At 48.0% G+C, this 15736-nt stretch carries 16 protein-coding genes; 3 read left to right on the forward strand and 13 right to left on the reverse strand.

Features of this window, described 5'->3' with window-relative positions; translation table 11 throughout:
* Nucleotides 1–6: 6 nt before the first annotated feature.
* From BUA56_RS02390 to BUA56_RS22895, 4 genes are all read right to left on the reverse strand, one after another.
* Nucleotides 7–447, reverse strand: a complete 441-nt coding sequence (locus BUA56_RS02390) for a DUF6147 family protein (RefSeq protein ID WP_072848668.1) — start codon at nt 445–447, stop codon at nt 7–9.
* A gap of 22 nt (nt 448–469) precedes the next feature.
* Nucleotides 470–1618 carry a hypothetical protein gene (locus BUA56_RS02395; protein WP_072848670.1) on the reverse strand — a complete coding sequence of 383 codons (1149 nt, stop codon included), beginning with the start codon at nt 1616–1618 and terminating at the stop codon, nt 470–472.
* A 78-nt stretch (nt 1619–1696) separates the two neighbouring features.
* Nucleotides 1697–2320 (reverse strand): hypothetical protein, encoded by a 624-nt coding sequence (locus BUA56_RS02400; RefSeq protein WP_207650893.1) that lies wholly within the window; start codon nt 2318–2320, stop codon nt 1697–1699.
* Between the two features lie 32 nt (nt 2321–2352).
* A complete protein-coding gene (locus BUA56_RS22895) occupies nt 2353–2502 on the reverse strand; it encodes a hypothetical protein (protein ID WP_158640969.1) in 150 nt (49 codons plus the stop codon).
* A gap of 191 nt (nt 2503–2693) precedes the next feature.
* Between BUA56_RS22895 and BUA56_RS02405 the strand changes: the two genes are divergently transcribed.
* Nucleotides 2694–3449: a MerR family transcriptional regulator gene (locus BUA56_RS02405; protein WP_072848675.1), complete on the forward strand. Its 756-nt coding sequence runs from the start codon at nt 2694–2696 to the stop codon at nt 3447–3449.
* Nucleotides 3450–4366: 917 nt separating this feature from the next.
* Here BUA56_RS02405 and BUA56_RS02410 read toward each other — a convergent pair.
* The 6 genes from BUA56_RS02410 to prdC all read right to left on the reverse strand — a co-directional run bounded on the left by BUA56_RS02410 (nt 4367) and on the right by prdC (nt 10083).
* The gene (locus tag BUA56_RS02410; RefSeq protein WP_072848678.1) at nt 4367–4831 is read right to left on the reverse strand and encodes a glycine/sarcosine/betaine reductase component B subunit; all 465 of its coding nucleotides are present in this window, start codon (nt 4829–4831) and stop codon (nt 4367–4369) included.
* Nucleotides 4832–4854: 23 nt separating this feature from the next.
* Nucleotides 4855–5616, reverse strand: coding sequence for a proline reductase cluster protein PrdD (prdD, locus tag BUA56_RS02415; protein ID WP_072848680.1), 762 nt, complete (start codon nt 5614–5616; stop codon nt 4855–4857).
* 103 nt (nt 5617–5719) lie between these two features.
* Nucleotides 5720–6445 carry a D-proline reductase (dithiol) protein PrdB gene (prdB, locus tag BUA56_RS22535; protein WP_084067571.1) on the reverse strand — a complete coding sequence of 242 codons (726 nt, stop codon included), beginning with the start codon at nt 6443–6445 and terminating at the stop codon, nt 5720–5722.
* Complete coding sequence (locus tag BUA56_RS02430; protein WP_341443335.1) at nt 6442–6738, reverse strand: CBO2463/CBO2479 domain-containing protein; 297 nt, start codon at nt 6736–6738, stop codon at nt 6442–6444. The genes prdB and BUA56_RS02430 overlap by 4 nt, the downstream gene beginning before the upstream one ends.
* A gap of 5 nt (nt 6739–6743) precedes the next feature.
* Nucleotides 6744–8591: a D-proline reductase (dithiol) proprotein PrdA gene (prdA, locus tag BUA56_RS02435; RefSeq protein ID WP_072848688.1), complete on the reverse strand. Its 1848-nt coding sequence runs from the start codon at nt 8589–8591 to the stop codon at nt 6744–6746.
* A gap of 31 nt (nt 8592–8622) precedes the next feature.
* A complete protein-coding gene (gene prdC / locus BUA56_RS02440; protein ID WP_084067573.1) occupies nt 8623–10083 on the reverse strand; it encodes a proline reductase-associated electron transfer protein PrdC in 1461 nt (486 codons plus the stop codon).
* Nucleotides 10084–10395: 312 nt separating this feature from the next.
* Here prdC and BUA56_RS02445 point away from each other — a divergent pair, with 312 nt between their 5' ends.
* Nucleotides 10396–11877, forward strand: coding sequence for an aldehyde dehydrogenase family protein (locus BUA56_RS02445; protein ID WP_072848690.1), 1482 nt, complete (start codon nt 10396–10398; stop codon nt 11875–11877).
* Nucleotides 11878–11922: 45 nt separating this feature from the next.
* The gene (locus BUA56_RS02450) at nt 11923–13185 is read left to right on the forward strand and encodes a DNA polymerase Y family protein (protein WP_072848692.1); all 1263 of its coding nucleotides are present in this window, start codon (nt 11923–11925) and stop codon (nt 13183–13185) included.
* Nucleotides 13186–13194: 9 nt separating this feature from the next.
* Here the strand turns inward: BUA56_RS02450 and BUA56_RS02455 are convergent, their stop codons facing one another.
* From BUA56_RS02455 to BUA56_RS02465, 3 genes are read right to left on the reverse strand one after another with little or no spacing between them, the layout of a single operon-like run.
* Nucleotides 13195–13401 (reverse strand): sulfurtransferase TusA family protein, encoded by a 207-nt coding sequence (locus tag BUA56_RS02455; protein WP_072848694.1) that lies wholly within the window; start codon nt 13399–13401, stop codon nt 13195–13197.
* A gap of 30 nt (nt 13402–13431) precedes the next feature.
* The gene (gene yedE, locus BUA56_RS02460) at nt 13432–14523 is read right to left on the reverse strand and encodes a YedE family putative selenium transporter (RefSeq protein ID WP_072848696.1); all 1092 of its coding nucleotides are present in this window, start codon (nt 14521–14523) and stop codon (nt 13432–13434) included.
* Nucleotides 14524–14578: 55 nt separating this feature from the next.
* Nucleotides 14579–15712: an aminotransferase class V-fold PLP-dependent enzyme gene (locus BUA56_RS02465; protein WP_072848699.1), complete on the reverse strand. Its 1134-nt coding sequence runs from the start codon at nt 15710–15712 to the stop codon at nt 14579–14581.
* Nucleotides 15713–15736 lie beyond the last annotated feature (24 nt).

Consider the following 15736-nt stretch of genomic DNA (forward strand, 5'->3'; position numbering starts at 1 on the left):
GGTCATTTATCTGCCCTCCCCCTCTTTGTCTATCCATACAGCATCTGTGCAGGATTCCCGTACATCCTGGTTCACTCTGTGGACACACCGGACTCTGTAATATCCAGCCCCTGCAACAATAGATTTGCTGGAAGAAAGATACACCGAATTCGCCCTGCCTGCCTTCCAGGAATAAACCTCTGTCCACGTACTGTTCTCATCTGCTTTTTCTACTGTCACTTCTACGGAGATCTCATCCGCGATCTGGGAAGCTGTTGTCATCCCCCCTGCCAGCAACTGTCCATTCTCATCCTTGGCAATTGTTGCGTCTCCATACTGGACCATGCCTTCCCAGGGCATCCCCTCCTCTTCCTGGGCAGCCTCTATTTCTGACCGGGGCATCCCCATACAGAGGGAAGCACTTAACAATACCCCCATGCACAGCAGGACTGCTGTTTTTCCTTTCATTCTCTGTCTCCCTCCAAATATCCTACGCAAATTCCAGACCATTAAGAATCTTTTGGAACTCGTCCCGTTCCATGGTTCCCACTACCAAATAACAGATATTGTCATACAGGATCCGGGCCGCATAGGCTCTTTCTTCTTTGTCTTTAGACTGAAGTTTCCAGATCGTTGCCTCAGCCGCCTGCAGGTCGACCGTATGCTCCTCCTGTATTTCTTCTCCTGATACAAAGGTGTAAGACAACATTTCCCTCTTTTGGGAAAATGCTTTATAAGTAAGACTTCTGCCCTGGTACAAATAGGAGAGACACGCAGTCTGAATGCAGCTGTCCACATCAGCCTCCAGAAACTTTGTGCCCTCCGGCACATAAGTCATCTTAACCGGACATCCCCCATAGATCTCCTCCATCTGCTGATACGCCAGCTCCTCCTGGGCTGACCGTGCCGCAGCTTCTTTTTTCTCCCATATAAACCAACGGGGGGTACCGGCAGTTATCAGTACCCCGTAAATTCCCACAGCCACACAGGCTGCGCACAGAACCGCTCCTATCCTGCTTCTTCTCCGTTTCTTCCTCTGCCGCCCCTCCGTCTGCTGCTCCACAGTCTGCGGCTTCTCAGGGATTTGCGGTGCTTCACAGATGGCGTTCTCAGAACAATTCTTCGGCACCGGCCCCTCGTTTTCCCCGGCAGCCCCGGTCTCGGCGGCCAATCCCTCTTTATGCTTCAGCAGCTTCAAAATTCGTTCACTGTTGTCATTGCTCTCCTGAACAATCTGCTTAATATCCTGAATCTCCTGGTACATAATCATGTGCCCGGGATCCAAAAGACTTTTGAATTCCTGTTCTATCTCTTCCAGGCATTCTTCCAAAATTCCGGCATTTTCCCTATTTAGATAACATCCCTTTTTTCTGCGAAAATCCTCAGGAAAATTCTTCAATTTCACCTGACTGCCTGAGAGGCAAGAGTCCGTATGGGATTTAAAATATTCCAGTATATAACTCTGCATTTGTTCCCGTATGTCTGACTGGGTAACTGCTGCAAGTTTTTTGTCTATCCTTGCTTCCATCTCCCTCAGCCTGGCTTCCGCTTTTTTTGAATCGACTGCACGATTCGCTTTTTCCGCCAGGACCGAGAGCAGAAAACCACTCCCCGCAGAAAAAATATCTTCCGGCTTCATCTGTCTGCATTCCCCCCAACCTCTGGTATTGTCCTTATTATACCATCAGCGGGCTCCAATTGGAATTTTTTTCCGTACTCAGGAGATCCAGGCAGTTCCCTTTGTATAGGTTCCAATACCGTCCTCGAATACAGCCTTACAGTTATCCAGACCATCAGCCCCCAAACCGGAACACCACTTGGAGATTGAAAATACAAAGCTGTCCCCTTTAATCTCTTTGTCTTCAATAGTTATCAGCATTCCCTCCGGAAAATAAAGCTTCTCCGTATCAATCATCCCCTCTTCCACTAATTCATCATATGACTTTTGATATACATCCATATCCTGAGACTGGCTTCTGAGCCAGCTGTCCCACTGATACGCAAGGGCGCTCTTCTCTGCCTCACTCATATTGACAGACATAGACAGATCCAATGCCATAATCTTCACTCCGCTGTTCAAACCGGGATCGATCTGATAAATCTCTTTTAGTGCATCCAGATACATGCCTGTAACATCATTCTCCTGGCCTACTATGCGAATCTCTTTCTGCCCGTGTATCTGTCCCGGATAAGATTCGGCAATGGATGCATCTTCTCCCATTACTACATCAATCACCATTCCGTTTTTAAGCCCGGAGGCCTCTGTCTTCTTTCCGTTCTGATCCGTAACAAGAGTCTCCTTCACGGACAGAGTTACCAGACTGGCGGAGATTTCACTCACACCGGACAGCAGGAGCATATCCCCCTTACTTTCTATAATTTTTCCTGGTATACATTCTCCTGGGAATCCGGCCCCGGCATCTCTGGCTCTTGCCTGTCACCGGAGCATCCGGTAAAACACAGCATACCCGCGGCCAACAGCAAAACAACTGTCCTTCCTGCTCTTGCTATTTTTCCTATCATATACAGCAACCTCCTCTTCCTATGTACTCTTTCGTATCTATTACAGTGTACATCTTATAAGATTCTGTTGCATTCAAAAATTTATTTTTTCTATTGACCTTGCCGCAGCGTTAACCTGTATACTACAATTGTCTTAAGAAAATGCGCATAAGACAATACTGTATACAGAGTAACCTGACAGGAGGCAAATCATGGAATATACGATCCGGCAGATGGCCCAGATGGCCCAAATAACTACCCGCACCCTGCGCTACTATGATGAGATCGGGCTGCTTCCCCCTCATCATTGCACGGAAAGCGGATACCGCATCTACACAGAAGAGGAAGTCGACAAGCTGCAGCATATCCTCTTTTACCGGGAACTGGATGTTCCCCTGGAAACCATCCGGCAGCTTCTTCTCTCCCCGGGCTTTGATTCCGTTTCCGTTCTCACTTCCCATCTTAGGGAACTGGTGAACCGCAGAGAGCAGCTGGATCTCCTGATAACCAATGTGACAAAAACAATTCAGAAAGAAAAAGGAGAATATCATATGACTGATAAAGAAAAATTTGAAGGATTTAAAAGAGAAATGATACAGAAAAACGAAGATATGTACGGGGAAGAAATCCGCTCTAAATACGGAAAAGACACCGTAGAGTCAAGCAATGCCAAACTCATGAACCTGACAGAAGAGCAGTTCCAGGCCATGGAGCAGCTCGGTGAAACAATTCTCTCCAAACTGGAAGAAGCAGTATCAAACAGCCTGTCCCCCAACGGCACAGCCGGCAGGGAAATAGCGCTCCTTCACAAAGAATGGCTCTCTTACACCTGGCCCTCTTATACTCCTGAGGCTCATAAAGGGCTGGCCGCCATGTATGTCAGCGATCCACGTTTCACTGCTTACTACGACCGTACAGTAAGCGGCTGTACCCAGTTTCTTCATGACGCAGTGGCTGCATTTGCCTAGAAAGCCCCGTTCAATCCCAAACAGAAAAACCAAACGCCATGGCGGAGGTTGTGCGTGGGTATGGGTAATATAGAATTGTTTTTCAAAATTGGGATTTAATGCAATCGCTTGAGCTTCGACTCAAGGTGCTCCAAGTCGGAAAGTTGAGGTGGCGGGGGGACGGTGAGAGAAACCCTGCGGCGGCGGGCTGGTTCAGACAGGAGAGAGGCTTAAGTTCCGCGGACGATTCCGCTGGAGCAACTAGAGAGTTTTAGGCAAAACCGGGATTTCCGCTGGAGATTTTTTCGGCAGTCCAGGCCGAAAAAAAGTGAGAATGGGCAGAGAATGCATCTAAAGCATTCTTTGACCATACGAACGGTGCTCCAGCGGGGATTTCGGTTTTGTCTTAGACTCTCTTCGCGACGGAGGTGTCCCGGAACTTAAGCCTCTCTCCTGTCTGAACCAGCCCGCCGCCGCAAGATTCCTCTCACCTGAGTATAGGGAAGTTCCGGGGAGTAGATTGCTAAGAAGGGGAATGATATCCTTCACAGAAACAGGTTTAGTTGTTTATCCATCACATCTAGCCGATAATGGTGCTAAATGAGATGAAAATGTACAACGCCCGACCTTCCCCGCCCGTTTTCCGTGAATGTGAAGTGAGTCTCTGCCAGGTAAAGGGAGGAGGTCTTGGGGCCAGAGGTACTGGGTGGATCTGCGCAGACTGCGGAGTGCGTCCGAAGATCCACTGCCGGCGGTCACTTCGGAGCGAAGGCTTTCCTGAGCTTCTTAGTGAACGGCCTGGCAGTTAGCTGAGGAGAAACGCAGCAGCAAGCAGATCCACGCAGTACCTCTGGCCCCAAGACCTCCCCCCTTTACCGTCCGTCTGCGACCCTCCGCTGGCCGACTATTTCACCCCGAACTTCACATACAAAAAACTATCATTTTCTTCTCATCTTCAGCTTCAAAAACGCCGCCGCCTTCCTGGCATCCAGTTCTGTCACGCTATTTTCCCCTAATACCTCTGTCTCAATGCCTTCCGCACTTTTATTCATATCTACAATTGTGTCCATATATTCATTGGTTACCACAAATCCAGCTACTGTACCGACAAAATTTACCCCAACAGTTGGTATCCCTCTGACAGAGAGCTGTTCAATGGTATTCGCAAAATCCACGTCACTGTTTCCCCAACCGTCTGCGGAAATAATTGCTCCGTCGGCCCGCATAGCCTCGGCCCAGGCTGCTGCTCTTGTACCTACAAACAATTTATCCTCGTTGTCCTGGGGAGTACCTACAACAATAATTCCCAGAAAGTCAAATTCCTCTTCCCCGGAAAGAATATCCACCAGGGGATCCTTGAAGTGGTGAAGCGTTGTCTCTTTTGTGGATGGTCCGATTCCCATAATAAAAAGTGTCTCCTTTCCTGCTAATACATGGCCCGGATGGCGCCGTCACGGTATTCATTTGGTGTGATAAGTACAGGGAGATTTCCCATATCAATAATAGAACGGCCGCCCTTAAAACCAGAAGGTTCCCGGGGAAAAATGCAGGTATCATACATCGCTCCCTGCCCTGCTACCTGCTTAATCAGAACCACTCGTTTTTTTCCCGGCCTGGATTTATCAAAGTACTCATGCCGCTCTGTGCATAAATTTCCATTCATCTTTTTTAACTCATCTCTCAGGATCTGACAGAAAACATCACAGGCCCGGTGGGCAGCCGTAGGCCCCGGACGGGATGCGCCTGCTCTGGGAGCAAGTGTTACATTAAAAGAAATTAAAATGTCATTGTTCTCAGGGGTTCCTGGGCGGCCGTAGAAGATCTGTTCCTTTAAACAGCCTTCTGAAGAGCCAAACTCAGCAATCTGAACACCATCCGCGTCCACGCCGGTCAGAAGCACCCGAACGCCCGTGAGTGTATGGGTAATGCCTTCCCCCATTTTTCCCAGCACCTTGGCAGAGACAGGAATAACATCCATAATTGTATTTGTCCAGCGATCACGATCGCCGGGAGAAATAATTTCCATGTCAATCTTTTCAATCAAAGGTTCCGATTCCGTCAGGGATGGCAAAAAATCCCGGGCTATTATAAGTGTTCCCCCAGGATCCATCCGGGTTCTTTCCCCAAACATCACCTGGTTTATATGAAATGCCTTGATCACAAGGCGCCGTAATATAATCTCTTCCATGCAATACCTCCATTTAGGGACAGGCCTATCGTAAAATGGGACAGGTTGAACTCAATTAGGGACGTGTTCTTTGTGCAAAGAACACGTCCCTAATTTATTTCCCTTAAACCTTTGCTACATACTCGTAGTTTAATGGAATTACCTTACCAGGTGATTCCAGGGTTTCTAAGAGCTCTAAGGATTCTTTTACAATATTATACTGCATTTCTTTATCATTAGGAGCTCCGGCATTTGCTCCCATTGGTACCAATGGGGCAGCAGCTCTTGGGGTGCCTGTTTGTTTCACAACAGGCGGAAGCGCAGCAATAATCACAGTCGGAATTCCTGCGGCTTCGATGGCTCTCTGCACTAAAACTGCAGAGCGGTGACAGGTACCTCAGCCAGCGGTGAGGATGACAGCATCTACACCCTCATCTTTTAATATACGGGCGATTTCCGGACCAGTTTCGTTTTTAAACTTTTCCTGGTTACCGCCGCCTCCCATAAAACCAATGTGTACTGGGGCCACTTTGCCGATAACTCCGTCAGCAGCCAGTTCGTGAAGACGGTCAATTGGGAACATACAGTTGATGTCTTTATTAACGTCTCCGTTGTCATATCCACCGTGGGACACCATCAGTTCATCAGACGGCATAGTATCTAAGATTTTACGGAAGGTAAAATCTCCAGCCAGATTGAACCGCTTGTCTTCTTTGTGATGAACTCCGGCAGCAGTAGCGATTGCCACTGTCATATCCTTTAATGGTTTTGTCACTGGAGCCCATACCGGCGGTGGAGTGATGGGTACATAAATCTCGGATTGTAATCCATCTACTACAGTTAAACTCACTTTGTTTCCTCCTTTCCAGTTTCTTTGGCAGCCTGTTTTTCTGCCTGTCTTTTTTGATAAGTCTGTTGATTGCTGATATATTTAAGGTTAGGTTCAGGTCCCAGCTGCTCTACAAAACTCATTTTAAAGCCAACCTCCTGACCCACCTTAATCTCATAGTCAGTAATTAGCATACGCATGGGAATCTTCAAATATCCCAGACGGCCCTTCAGATCAATGCCTACACAGCCGTCATGTACTTCTACTATGACACCTTCCATAGTTATTAGCTTATCATCATATTTCATGCATATACCTTCTAGCTGTATTTTTCTTTGCGTTTCTTGCTCATAGGAAGAGACGTCTCATTGGGAACCAATTCAATGGGCTTACCTGTCACGTTAGAAATTAATTCAACGTTATTGGCCTTTACATTTGGGTTCCACTGCTTTTCGGCTGCTTTAACTTTGCCGCCGTTCATCTGCACCTTCAGCATATTCAGCGCGCGGATAGCGTCTTCATGACATAAGGTATTGCAGGCAAGCACTTCGTTTTCAATACCGCCTTCAGATTTATTATTATCCACCATATTTGTCATGTATTTATTTCCCACTACCAGTGCGCCCTGTTTTGCGCAGAAGGACATTCCTACCACAGAGATTCCTCTCATGCCGATCTGTTCAATATGGCTGGCAAAGTCAATGTGGTTGTTGCCGAACCCTTCGGTGGTAACAAATGCTCCGTCTACGTCCATTGCCTCGCAGGTCATACCCACACGCTTGGACACATAGAATTTTTCAGAATTAATCTGCGGACTGCCCACCAGGATAACACCGCATAAATCAACTTCCGGATCGTGCAGTGTTTCCAGCACTAAAGGCTCTCTCCAATAATGACGGGACATTTCTTTGGAAGCGGGTCCGATACAGGTTAAAGCATGGATACATCCGTCCAGCACCTCAACAGGAGATACTACAACAGGTACATTGCCAAGGTCAACGTTTGGCTTTGCTCCAAGAACGCCCACCGGTTCAACCGGAAGGATCAGATTATCGTGCATAGCACCCTGTCCCATAATTTCCTTTACAATGACAACCTTCTTTTTGCCGGGACGGCGTACCTGTTCAAAGGTTTCCGTATTCACCACAAGGCTGTCGTCTTCTAATTTCTTCAGAGCTTCACGGATTTCCTGTGTGATCACATCTGTGGCAGCATGTGCAGCCAGAGGACCAGGACGTTCCATATTGGTGCCCTCTTTAATAGTAACTTCTGTTTTAATAAAAATTTCGCCTTTATCCGGAGCGCCGGGACGGTTCCACATAATATTTTCTTCCAGAATACCCTCTGAAGAACCAAACTCTCCGATCTGTACCCCATTATCGTCCGTACCGGTAACCATCATAATGACACCGTCCAGAACGCGGGTAACACCGCTTCCGATTTCATCCTCCCCTTCTTTTGCAGCAATGGGCTGTACATCCATAATCGTTTCAGAATATGTATTGTATTTGTCAGGGGTGATAATATCCAGTTTTAACTCATGTACCAGTTCCTGAGAAGCTACCGCTTCCTCCTCGATTCCCTCCCGGATGTAAAGGACCGTTCCGTCAATCTTTGTCTCAGGGCCTCTTTTTACCTCGGAAATGGCATAATGCTTTCTTGTTACACTGCGGACTACTTTTGCAGGTTCTTCTGCATTTTGCTCATCCTTCATTTCTGCAGGTGCCGCCACAGGAGCCACCGCCACGCCATTTCCCCCGCTAAAACCCATAGGGATTTCAATATTGATTTCTTTTCCCTCTCCGATATGGATTTTCAGTGTTCCGCCGCTCACAGGGCCGGCTACTGATACAGCAGGCGCAGGTGCCGGGGCTTCTTCCGGTGCAGCTTCTAAAGCAGGAGCTTCTTCCTCCTCTTCCTGTATCTTATCCACAGCATCCGCGGTAATCGGTGAGAGTGAATCACAGGTTTTGGTGAGCGTAGCCCCTAATACCTGGGAAATTTTCAGGCATCCATCTAAATTTAACAGTCCGGAATCTACCAGGTCATCAAAGATAGCAGGATCTTCCAGGTTAGCTGGCTGAATCTGATTCCCGGCCTCGAGACGGCAGCAAAGGACTGCCGGGTCATTCTTATGCTCTTGCGCAGTTTCGGCTGTAATAGACATAATGATAATCCTCCTTTTTCTTTTTTATATATCAATGGAACGGAAATTCAATATTGATGTCTTTTCCCTCTTCAATATGAATTCTTAACATTCCATCGTTAACAGTAGCTGTATACTTCACAGCGGGCTTTTCCGCCTCTGCCTTATGTGGCTCGGGAGACTCCTGTGCCGGAGCTTCTGCAGGTGCTTCTTCCAGCTTTTTGGAAGTAGTGAGATAACGCATCACTTCCTTGCCCACAGTCTGAAGTACATGGTCGGTCTGATGATGTACGGCAAGACCCAGCTTCGGTGCAGATCCCATAACCGTATTGGTACAGTCACTGCAGTTTCCGATAATAATATCTTCACATCCGTCCTTCTTGAAATTAATACATTTCTGAGCTTGTCCCGGGCAGTTGCCTGGATTTTCACACTTCAGCGCGCCCTTAATCTCTGCAGCCTGCTTACATTTCTGCACGGAAATTACTTCTCCGTTCATTTTTGCTGCAATGTCACGCATTCTGTTTTCATTGCCGCCGCAGGCACACACAAGAAGTCCAACTTTCTTTCCCTTTAAATCTTCAAAGGGCTGTGTCACAATAATACCGCCTGTGGTTTTAGTAATTGGCGTATCCAGTGTAGTTGCGGAACCGGTAAACGGCCCGCCCAGAATAATTTCTCCATACTCTCCGTCGATACCGCCTGCGCGTTCAATCAATTCACCAACAGTAGTTCCCACAGGGACATCCATAAACACATGGGCCTGAGGACCGCCCTTCAGTTTGCCGATTACCGTAATATTTTTAGTAATGGCAGGTCTGTGCAGCTCAATCGCCTCAGCCGCTCTGAGCACAGTCTCAACATTAATAACTACAGCGTCTGCGGCTGACGGAAGCTGGGTTGGATCTAACAAGGTTCCAAGGACTTCCCGGACAACCGCACGCTCTTCTCCCATGGGGTATAAGTCCGGAAGCAGGTGAATGGATAATTTATCATCACCCTTTATTGCCTCATTTAAGATTGCCACTTCTTTCTCATGTTTTGCTTTAATCGCAATGACGCCGTGATCTGCATTGCAGATCTCCATGATATACTTGATGCCCCGTACTGTCATATCAGCCTTTGTCCGGATTTGCTGCATATTATGTTCCAGAACCGGCTCGCATTCTGCGGCATTCACAAGAATATAGCCGCCTTTCAAATCTACATTCAGCTTGACAGCCGTTGGAAATCCTGCTCCCCCCATGCCTACCAGACCTGCTGCTTTCAGCAGTTCAAGATTCGTTTCTCCTTCAATGGATACAAAGTCATCCGGCTGTTCTGCATCCGCTTCAATCTGAATGGCTGTCTCTGTGACAGCTGCTACTTTTCCGGACACACTTGCATGGATATTGGCTCCCAGTCCCGCAGGCTTTGCAATCAGCGTTCCTCTTTGCACCTGATCCCCTGCCGCAACCACTGGTTCACACGGTGCGCCAATGTGCTGCTTTAGCAAAATTGTTTGCATGCTCATTTCTTTTCACTCCTTGTATTTTGTTAGATATGAAAAAAAGTGTATAGCGCTTCTCAGACACTATTCACTTACATCCTCGTAAATCCCTCGCCAAATTATGTTCCGGGGAATGTCCTATCCCCTGTTTCTTTGAAGATTATAGCAGAAACGCATACGAATTACAATAGATTTTGGCAAAAAAGTGAACTTTAGTCTAGAATACAGTCTAGTTATGAATACATATTTACAAGGAACAGATGTTCTGTTACAATAAAAGATACGAAGCGGGGTTTTTTAAACAGAAACTATTAGTAAAAAAGGAGAACTATTCTTATGGAGATCAAAAAAATGTATATTAACGGCCAGTGGACCCAGGGAAGTCCGGGAACCACATCTGATGTAGTGAATCCGTTTAACGGAGACATTCTGTGCAGGATTTGGGAAAGCAGTATTGAAGATACCAGGGAGGCCATCAAAGCCGCCAAAAACGCGTTTTACACCACCCGTGAATGGCGGGATATGGATGTGGAGGCAAGAAGCAGGGTTCTGCTTAAGGTTGCAGAGCTCATAGAGGAAAATCAGGAAGAAATGGCTGCCATGGAGACACAGAACATGGGAAAGCCTCTGAGAGAGTCCCTGATTGATATAGCAGACGGCGCCGGAACCTTCCGGTACTATGCCGGCCTTATCCAGGCCCCCCAGGGAGGTGTCTGCAGTGTCAGCAAGAGCTCGGGAGAGATTCATTCCATCACTGTCCGCGAGCCCGTAGGCGTCTGTGCACAGATCACCCCATGGAATTATCCTTTTACCATGGCTGCCTGGAAGCTGGCTCCCGCCCTCGCCGCGGGGAATACGGTTGTGTTTAAGCCCAGCCACAAGACCCCTCTGACTACCATCCGCCTCTTTGAGCTGTTAGAGGAGGCAGGACTTCCGAAAGGAACGGCCAATCTGGTTCTGGGCGGATCCGTGATAGGATGTGAGCTTGGGGAAAGTATGGACGTGGATATGCTGACCTTTACAGGGAGTACAAAAGTAGGACAGAGCCTTCAGCGGCTGGCCGCCGGGAATATGAAAAAGCTGGGGTTCGAACTGGGGGGCAAGTCCCCCAATGTTATTTTTGCCGACGCTGACATTGACGGCGCCGTAGAGTGGGCCATGATGGGAATCTTTTATAATCAGGGGGAGGTATGTTCTTCCGGCTCCAGGATCTTTGTGGAAGATTCCGTGAAAGATGAATTTATGGAAAAGTTTGTAAAGAAAACAAAAGCTCTGACTTTAGGTGATCCTATGAAGGATCCGGATATGGGGCCTCTTGTGACAAAAGAACATATGGACCGTGTTCTGGAATACATTAAAATAGGAAGAGATGAGGGTGCAAAGGTAGTATGCGGAGGGGAACGGTATACCGACGGGGAATGCGCAGACGGATATTTTGTCCTTCCCACCATTTTTGATCAGTGTTCCCCCGATATGCGTATCGTACGGGAAGAGATCTTTGGTCCTGTAGCCACAGTACAGTCCTTCTCTTCTGAAAAAGAGGCAGTTGCCATGGCAAATGATACCTGTTACGGGCTGGCAGGCGCCGTATTCACTTCCGACAGTGCAAAAGCAATGAGGGTCATTAAAGAGATACGTGCCGGCATTACATGGATCAACTGTTATAATCTGGGGTATAACCAGACACCCTGGGGCGGCTACAAGATGAGCGGTACAGGGCGTGAGCTGGGAATCTACGGTTTGGAAGAATATCAGGAGGTAAAACAGATTCACATGAATCTGAATCCGGGACCTGTGGGATGGTATGTGAACAGCTAAAAGAATTCCCTCCGGGATCGAACGAGCAAAACAGAGGTGGTATGAGTGAAGACAGTTATTTTTCATATTGATGTTAACAGCGCATTTCTGTCCTGGGAGGCAGTATACAGGCTGCGCAATCTGGAAGGGACGCTGGATCTGCGGACCATTCCTGCTGCGGTAGGAGGTGATATGGCAAAACGCCGGGGGATCATACTGGCCAAATCCATTCCCGCAAAGGCATACGGTGTGAAAACAGGCGAACCTGTGGTGAATGCCCTTAAGAAGTGTCCAAAGCTGAAGCTGGTTCCCCCGCACTATGAACTGTATAAAAAATGTTCCAAAGCCTTTTTGGACATTCTGAGAGAATACTCGCCGGCAGTGGAACAGTACAGCATTGACGAAGCATTCATGGATATGACAGGAATGGAAGGACTTCTGGGAGATTTAACAGAATTTGCTCATGCATTAAAAGACCGTATACGGGAGGAACTGGGATTTACTGTGAATATCGGAGTTTCCTCCAATAAATTGCTGGCTAAGATGGCATCTGATTTTAAGAAGCCTGATCTGGTTCACACCCTCTTTCCGGAAGAGATTTCCCAAAAGATGTGGCCCCTCCCGGTAAAGGAAATGTTTTCTATCGGCAGAGCCACGGAAAGGAAGTTAAATACTCTGGGAATCTACACCATAGGAGAGCTGGCCAATACAGATCCCGATATTCTGAGGCACCATCTGAAAAAATATGGGGAAGTTATCTGGAATTTTGCCAATGGAAGGGATATGTCTGTGGTGGAGGCAGTCCCTGAAGATAATAAAGGCTATGGCAACAGCACTACCATAGCCTTTGATGTTACAGACGGAGGCACAGCCCGGATGATTCTCCTCTCTCTGGCAGAGACAGTTTCTGCCAGACTTCGGAGAGACAGTATTCGGGCAGAACTGGTGTCTGTAGCTATTAAAGATTTTGAATTGAATACAGTATCTCATCAGATGGTGCTCCCCTCTTCCACCAACATCACCGCAGAAATACATCAGGCTGCCTGCCGGCTGTTCGATGAGCTGTGGGACGGCACCCCTATCCGTCATCTAGGCATTCATACCGGAAAACTCTCCAAAGATGATGCGGCAAGACAGATCTCCCTGTTTGATCATACGGATTATGAAAAGCTGGAGAAAATGGACCGGGCAGTGGATGAGATACGAAAAAAGTTCGGAACTGATGCCGTGATGCGTGCCTCATTCCTGCAGCAGCCGGTAGAGCATATGGCCGGCGGTATCTCAAAGGAAAAGCGAAAGGTAGATTATACCCGGGAAATTGTAGAATAAACCCCAGCCCTATTTCAGCACGATCTCAAATTCATTCCCCACGGAAGTAACCGTTACCTCTTTTCCCTGGGCCCTTCCGTATTTTTCCACATTGCTCTTGGTGTGCGCCTCACTTACCAGTACTTTAACAGCCTCACCTTTGCATTTTTTCAGGGCTGCCTGGGTCATCATCAGAGGCTCCGGACAGGATAGCCCTCTTGCATCAACTTCTATCATAACAATACCTCTTTTCTATTCTTAGACTTCTCACTCCTGTTTTTTTCTTTTGCAGAATCCCAGAAACAGCAGTACGGCGATACATCCAATGACCGCAATCTTGCCGGGAAGTGCCGGACCTCCGGCTGCCGCTGCCTCAGTCTCTGTGGCTGCCTTTGCCGCTGCTCCCGCCAGATTAAAGTTGTGGCAGACGGCGGCACCCACAAGCATCCCCAGAAATGTAACGGCAGAATCCGAAGAACCCTGGCCGGCTAAAACCAGCTGCCTGAGAGGACAGCCCCCAGCCAGAACTGCGGCAAAGCCCACAACATACATTCCCAGAAGATTCCAGACATGCATGGAATGTGCAACCGGCTGTCCGGTAAACGACAGAACAAAATTTCCTGTGACTGCATTGTACAGCAGCATGACAACAAAAAGACCCGCGATAATTGTAAGTAAGTCAAAGTTCTTCATGAGGACAATATCCCGGATGCTGCCGGCAAAACATGTCCTGCTCTTCTGGGCCACAGCCCCGAAAAGCAGTGCCCCGAGAAGCGATACCAGAATTGGAGCATGCATACTTCCAGGCCCCTCTGTACTGGCTGCAAATAATGAGGTGGTAACACTGAGAATAAGCAGGCCCCCCAGAACAATGGGTAAAACTGCCCCGCTTGCCGCCTTTGTCTCATAAGCTCTTCCCAGGCTAAAGCCCTTCTTCAGCGCCAGGCTTCCGGTTGCCACCCCAAGGACGAATCCCACCAGGGCTACATAAGCATTGAGATCCCCAGCCGCCATACGCAGTACCATGCGAAGAGGGCATCCTAAAAACACCAGAGACCCAATCATCATAATAATCCCTAACAAAAAGCGTATCATAGGGGAGGATCCTGCTGTCGATCGGTATTCTTTAGTGGCTATGGCAATCAGAAAAGAGCCCCCTGCAAATCCTACAATCTCAGGCCTAAAGTACTGGACAATAGGTGCCTGGTGAAGTTTCATAGCTCCGGCGCTGTCCCTGATAAAGCAGGCTACACAGATAGCCATATTTTTAGGGTTTCCAAAATAGGCCAGCAGCGCCGCGATCACTCCCAGAATCACTCCTGAGAACAGCAATGTTTTTTTTGAGCTGCATACATTCATTTTCTTTCTCCTCCAAAAAATAAAATATATATGAATCGGGAATCCCCGTCTTCATCTAGCACGCCAACTCCCTGACCGCCTCCACAGCTCTGTCCGTTTCTTCTTCTGTATTAAAATAAGAAAAAGAGAATCTGACAGCTCCCTGATCCACGGTCCCCAGGGCCTGATGCATCAGGGGCGCGCAATGGGCCCCCGGTCTGGTAAAGATTCCGTAATGACAGGACAGCTCGTCACTCACTTCCCCGGAATCATAGTCCCCCAGATTCAGAGCTACAATTGCTGCCCGGTTTTTTTGCGTAAAATCACCATATATCTTAATACCTGGTATAGAGCGTACCCCCTCATAAAAACGCCTCATCAGAGCATCTTCCTTTTTACGGATATTGTCTATCCCCGTCTCTTCCAGCCAGCGTATGGCCGCAAGCAGTCCGGCAATTCCATGGCCGTTTAAGGTTCCCGCTTCCAGTGCCGTAGGCATCACAGAGGGGTGTCTTCTGTCATACGTGTGTACACCGCTTCCCCCTACTTTCAGCGGACATATCTCTATCCCTTCACGAACACAGATCCCCCCTGTACCCTGGGGACCGTACAGTCCCTTATGCCCGGTAAAACAGAGAACATCGATCTTCATTTTTTCCATATGAATGGGGAAAACCCCCGCTGTCTGTGCAGAATCCAGAATAAACAGAATGCCATGATTCCTGCAGATGTTGCCCACCTCTTGGATGTCCACAAGGTTTCCTGTAAGATTAGAGGCATGCGTACATATAACCGCCTTTGTCTCGGGGCGTACCGCCCTCTCAATATCCCCGCAGCAGATAGTACCGTCCTTTCCGGCCGGCACAATGGTTAGATTCAGTCCCTGCTCTTCCAAACGGTATAAAGGCCTGAGAACAGAATTGTGCTCAAGCGCTGTGGTAATGATATGATCGCCTGCCCGAAAGAGTCCCCCGATCACTGTATTAAGGCTCTCTGTTATATTGGAAGTAAACACCACGCGGGTGGGATCTTCAAATCCAAAAAAACGGGCTGCCGCCTCCCGTGCTTCATAAATTGTCCTGGAAGCGTCCAGAGAAGCTCCGTGGCTGCCTCTGCCGGAATTCCCCATATGGCTCATAGCACCGCAGACAGCTTCCACAACACAATCCGGCTTATTAAGAGTGGTTGCTGCATTGTCCAGATATATCATAATTTTACAGTTCCTTCCCTGCTC

This window comes from Lactonifactor longoviformis DSM 17459, assembly GCF_900129135.1.
In the GTDB taxonomy this organism is placed as follows: domain Bacteria; phylum Bacillota; class Clostridia; order Lachnospirales; family Lachnospiraceae; genus Lactonifactor; species Lactonifactor longoviformis.

Excerpts from the sequence above, each read along its gene's own strand:
- BUA56_RS02455 (WP_072848694.1), bottom strand. The coding sequence starts at position 13,401 with ATGATAGAAGTTGATGCAAGAGGGCTATCCTGTCCGGAGCCTCTGATG.
- BUA56_RS02390 (WP_072848668.1), bottom strand. The coding sequence starts at position 447 with ATGAAAGGAAAAACAGCAGTCCTGCTGTGCATGGGGGTATTGTTAAGT.
- BUA56_RS02405 (WP_072848675.1), top strand. The coding sequence starts at position 2,694 with ATGGAATATACGATCCGGCAGATGGCCCAGATGGCCCAAATAACTACC.
- BUA56_RS02465 (WP_072848699.1), bottom strand. The coding sequence starts at position 15,712 with ATGATATATCTGGACAATGCAGCAACCACTCTTAATAAGCCGGATTGT.
- BUA56_RS02445 (WP_072848690.1), top strand. The coding sequence starts at position 10,396 with ATGGAGATCAAAAAAATGTATATTAACGGCCAGTGGACCCAGGGAAGT.
- yedE (WP_072848696.1), bottom strand. The coding sequence starts at position 14,523 with ATGAATGTATGCAGCTCAAAAAAAACATTGCTGTTCTCAGGAGTGATT.
- BUA56_RS02395 (WP_072848670.1), bottom strand. The coding sequence starts at position 1,618 with ATGAAGCCGGAAGATATTTTTTCTGCGGGGAGTGGTTTTCTGCTCTCG.
- prdD (WP_072848680.1), bottom strand. The coding sequence starts at position 5,616 with ATGGAAGAGATTATATTACGGCGCCTTGTGATCAAGGCATTTCATATA.
- BUA56_RS22895 (WP_158640969.1), bottom strand. The coding sequence starts at position 2,502 with ATGATAGGAAAAATAGCAAGAGCAGGAAGGACAGTTGTTTTGCTGTTG.
- prdC (WP_084067573.1), bottom strand. The coding sequence starts at position 10,083 with ATGAGCATGCAAACAATTTTGCTAAAGCAGCACATTGGCGCACCGTGT.
- BUA56_RS02410 (WP_072848678.1), bottom strand. The coding sequence starts at position 4,831 with ATGGGAATCGGACCATCCACAAAAGAGACAACGCTTCACCACTTCAAG.
- prdA (WP_072848688.1), bottom strand. The coding sequence starts at position 8,591 with ATGTCTATTACAGCCGAAACTGCGCAAGAGCATAAGAATGACCCGGCA.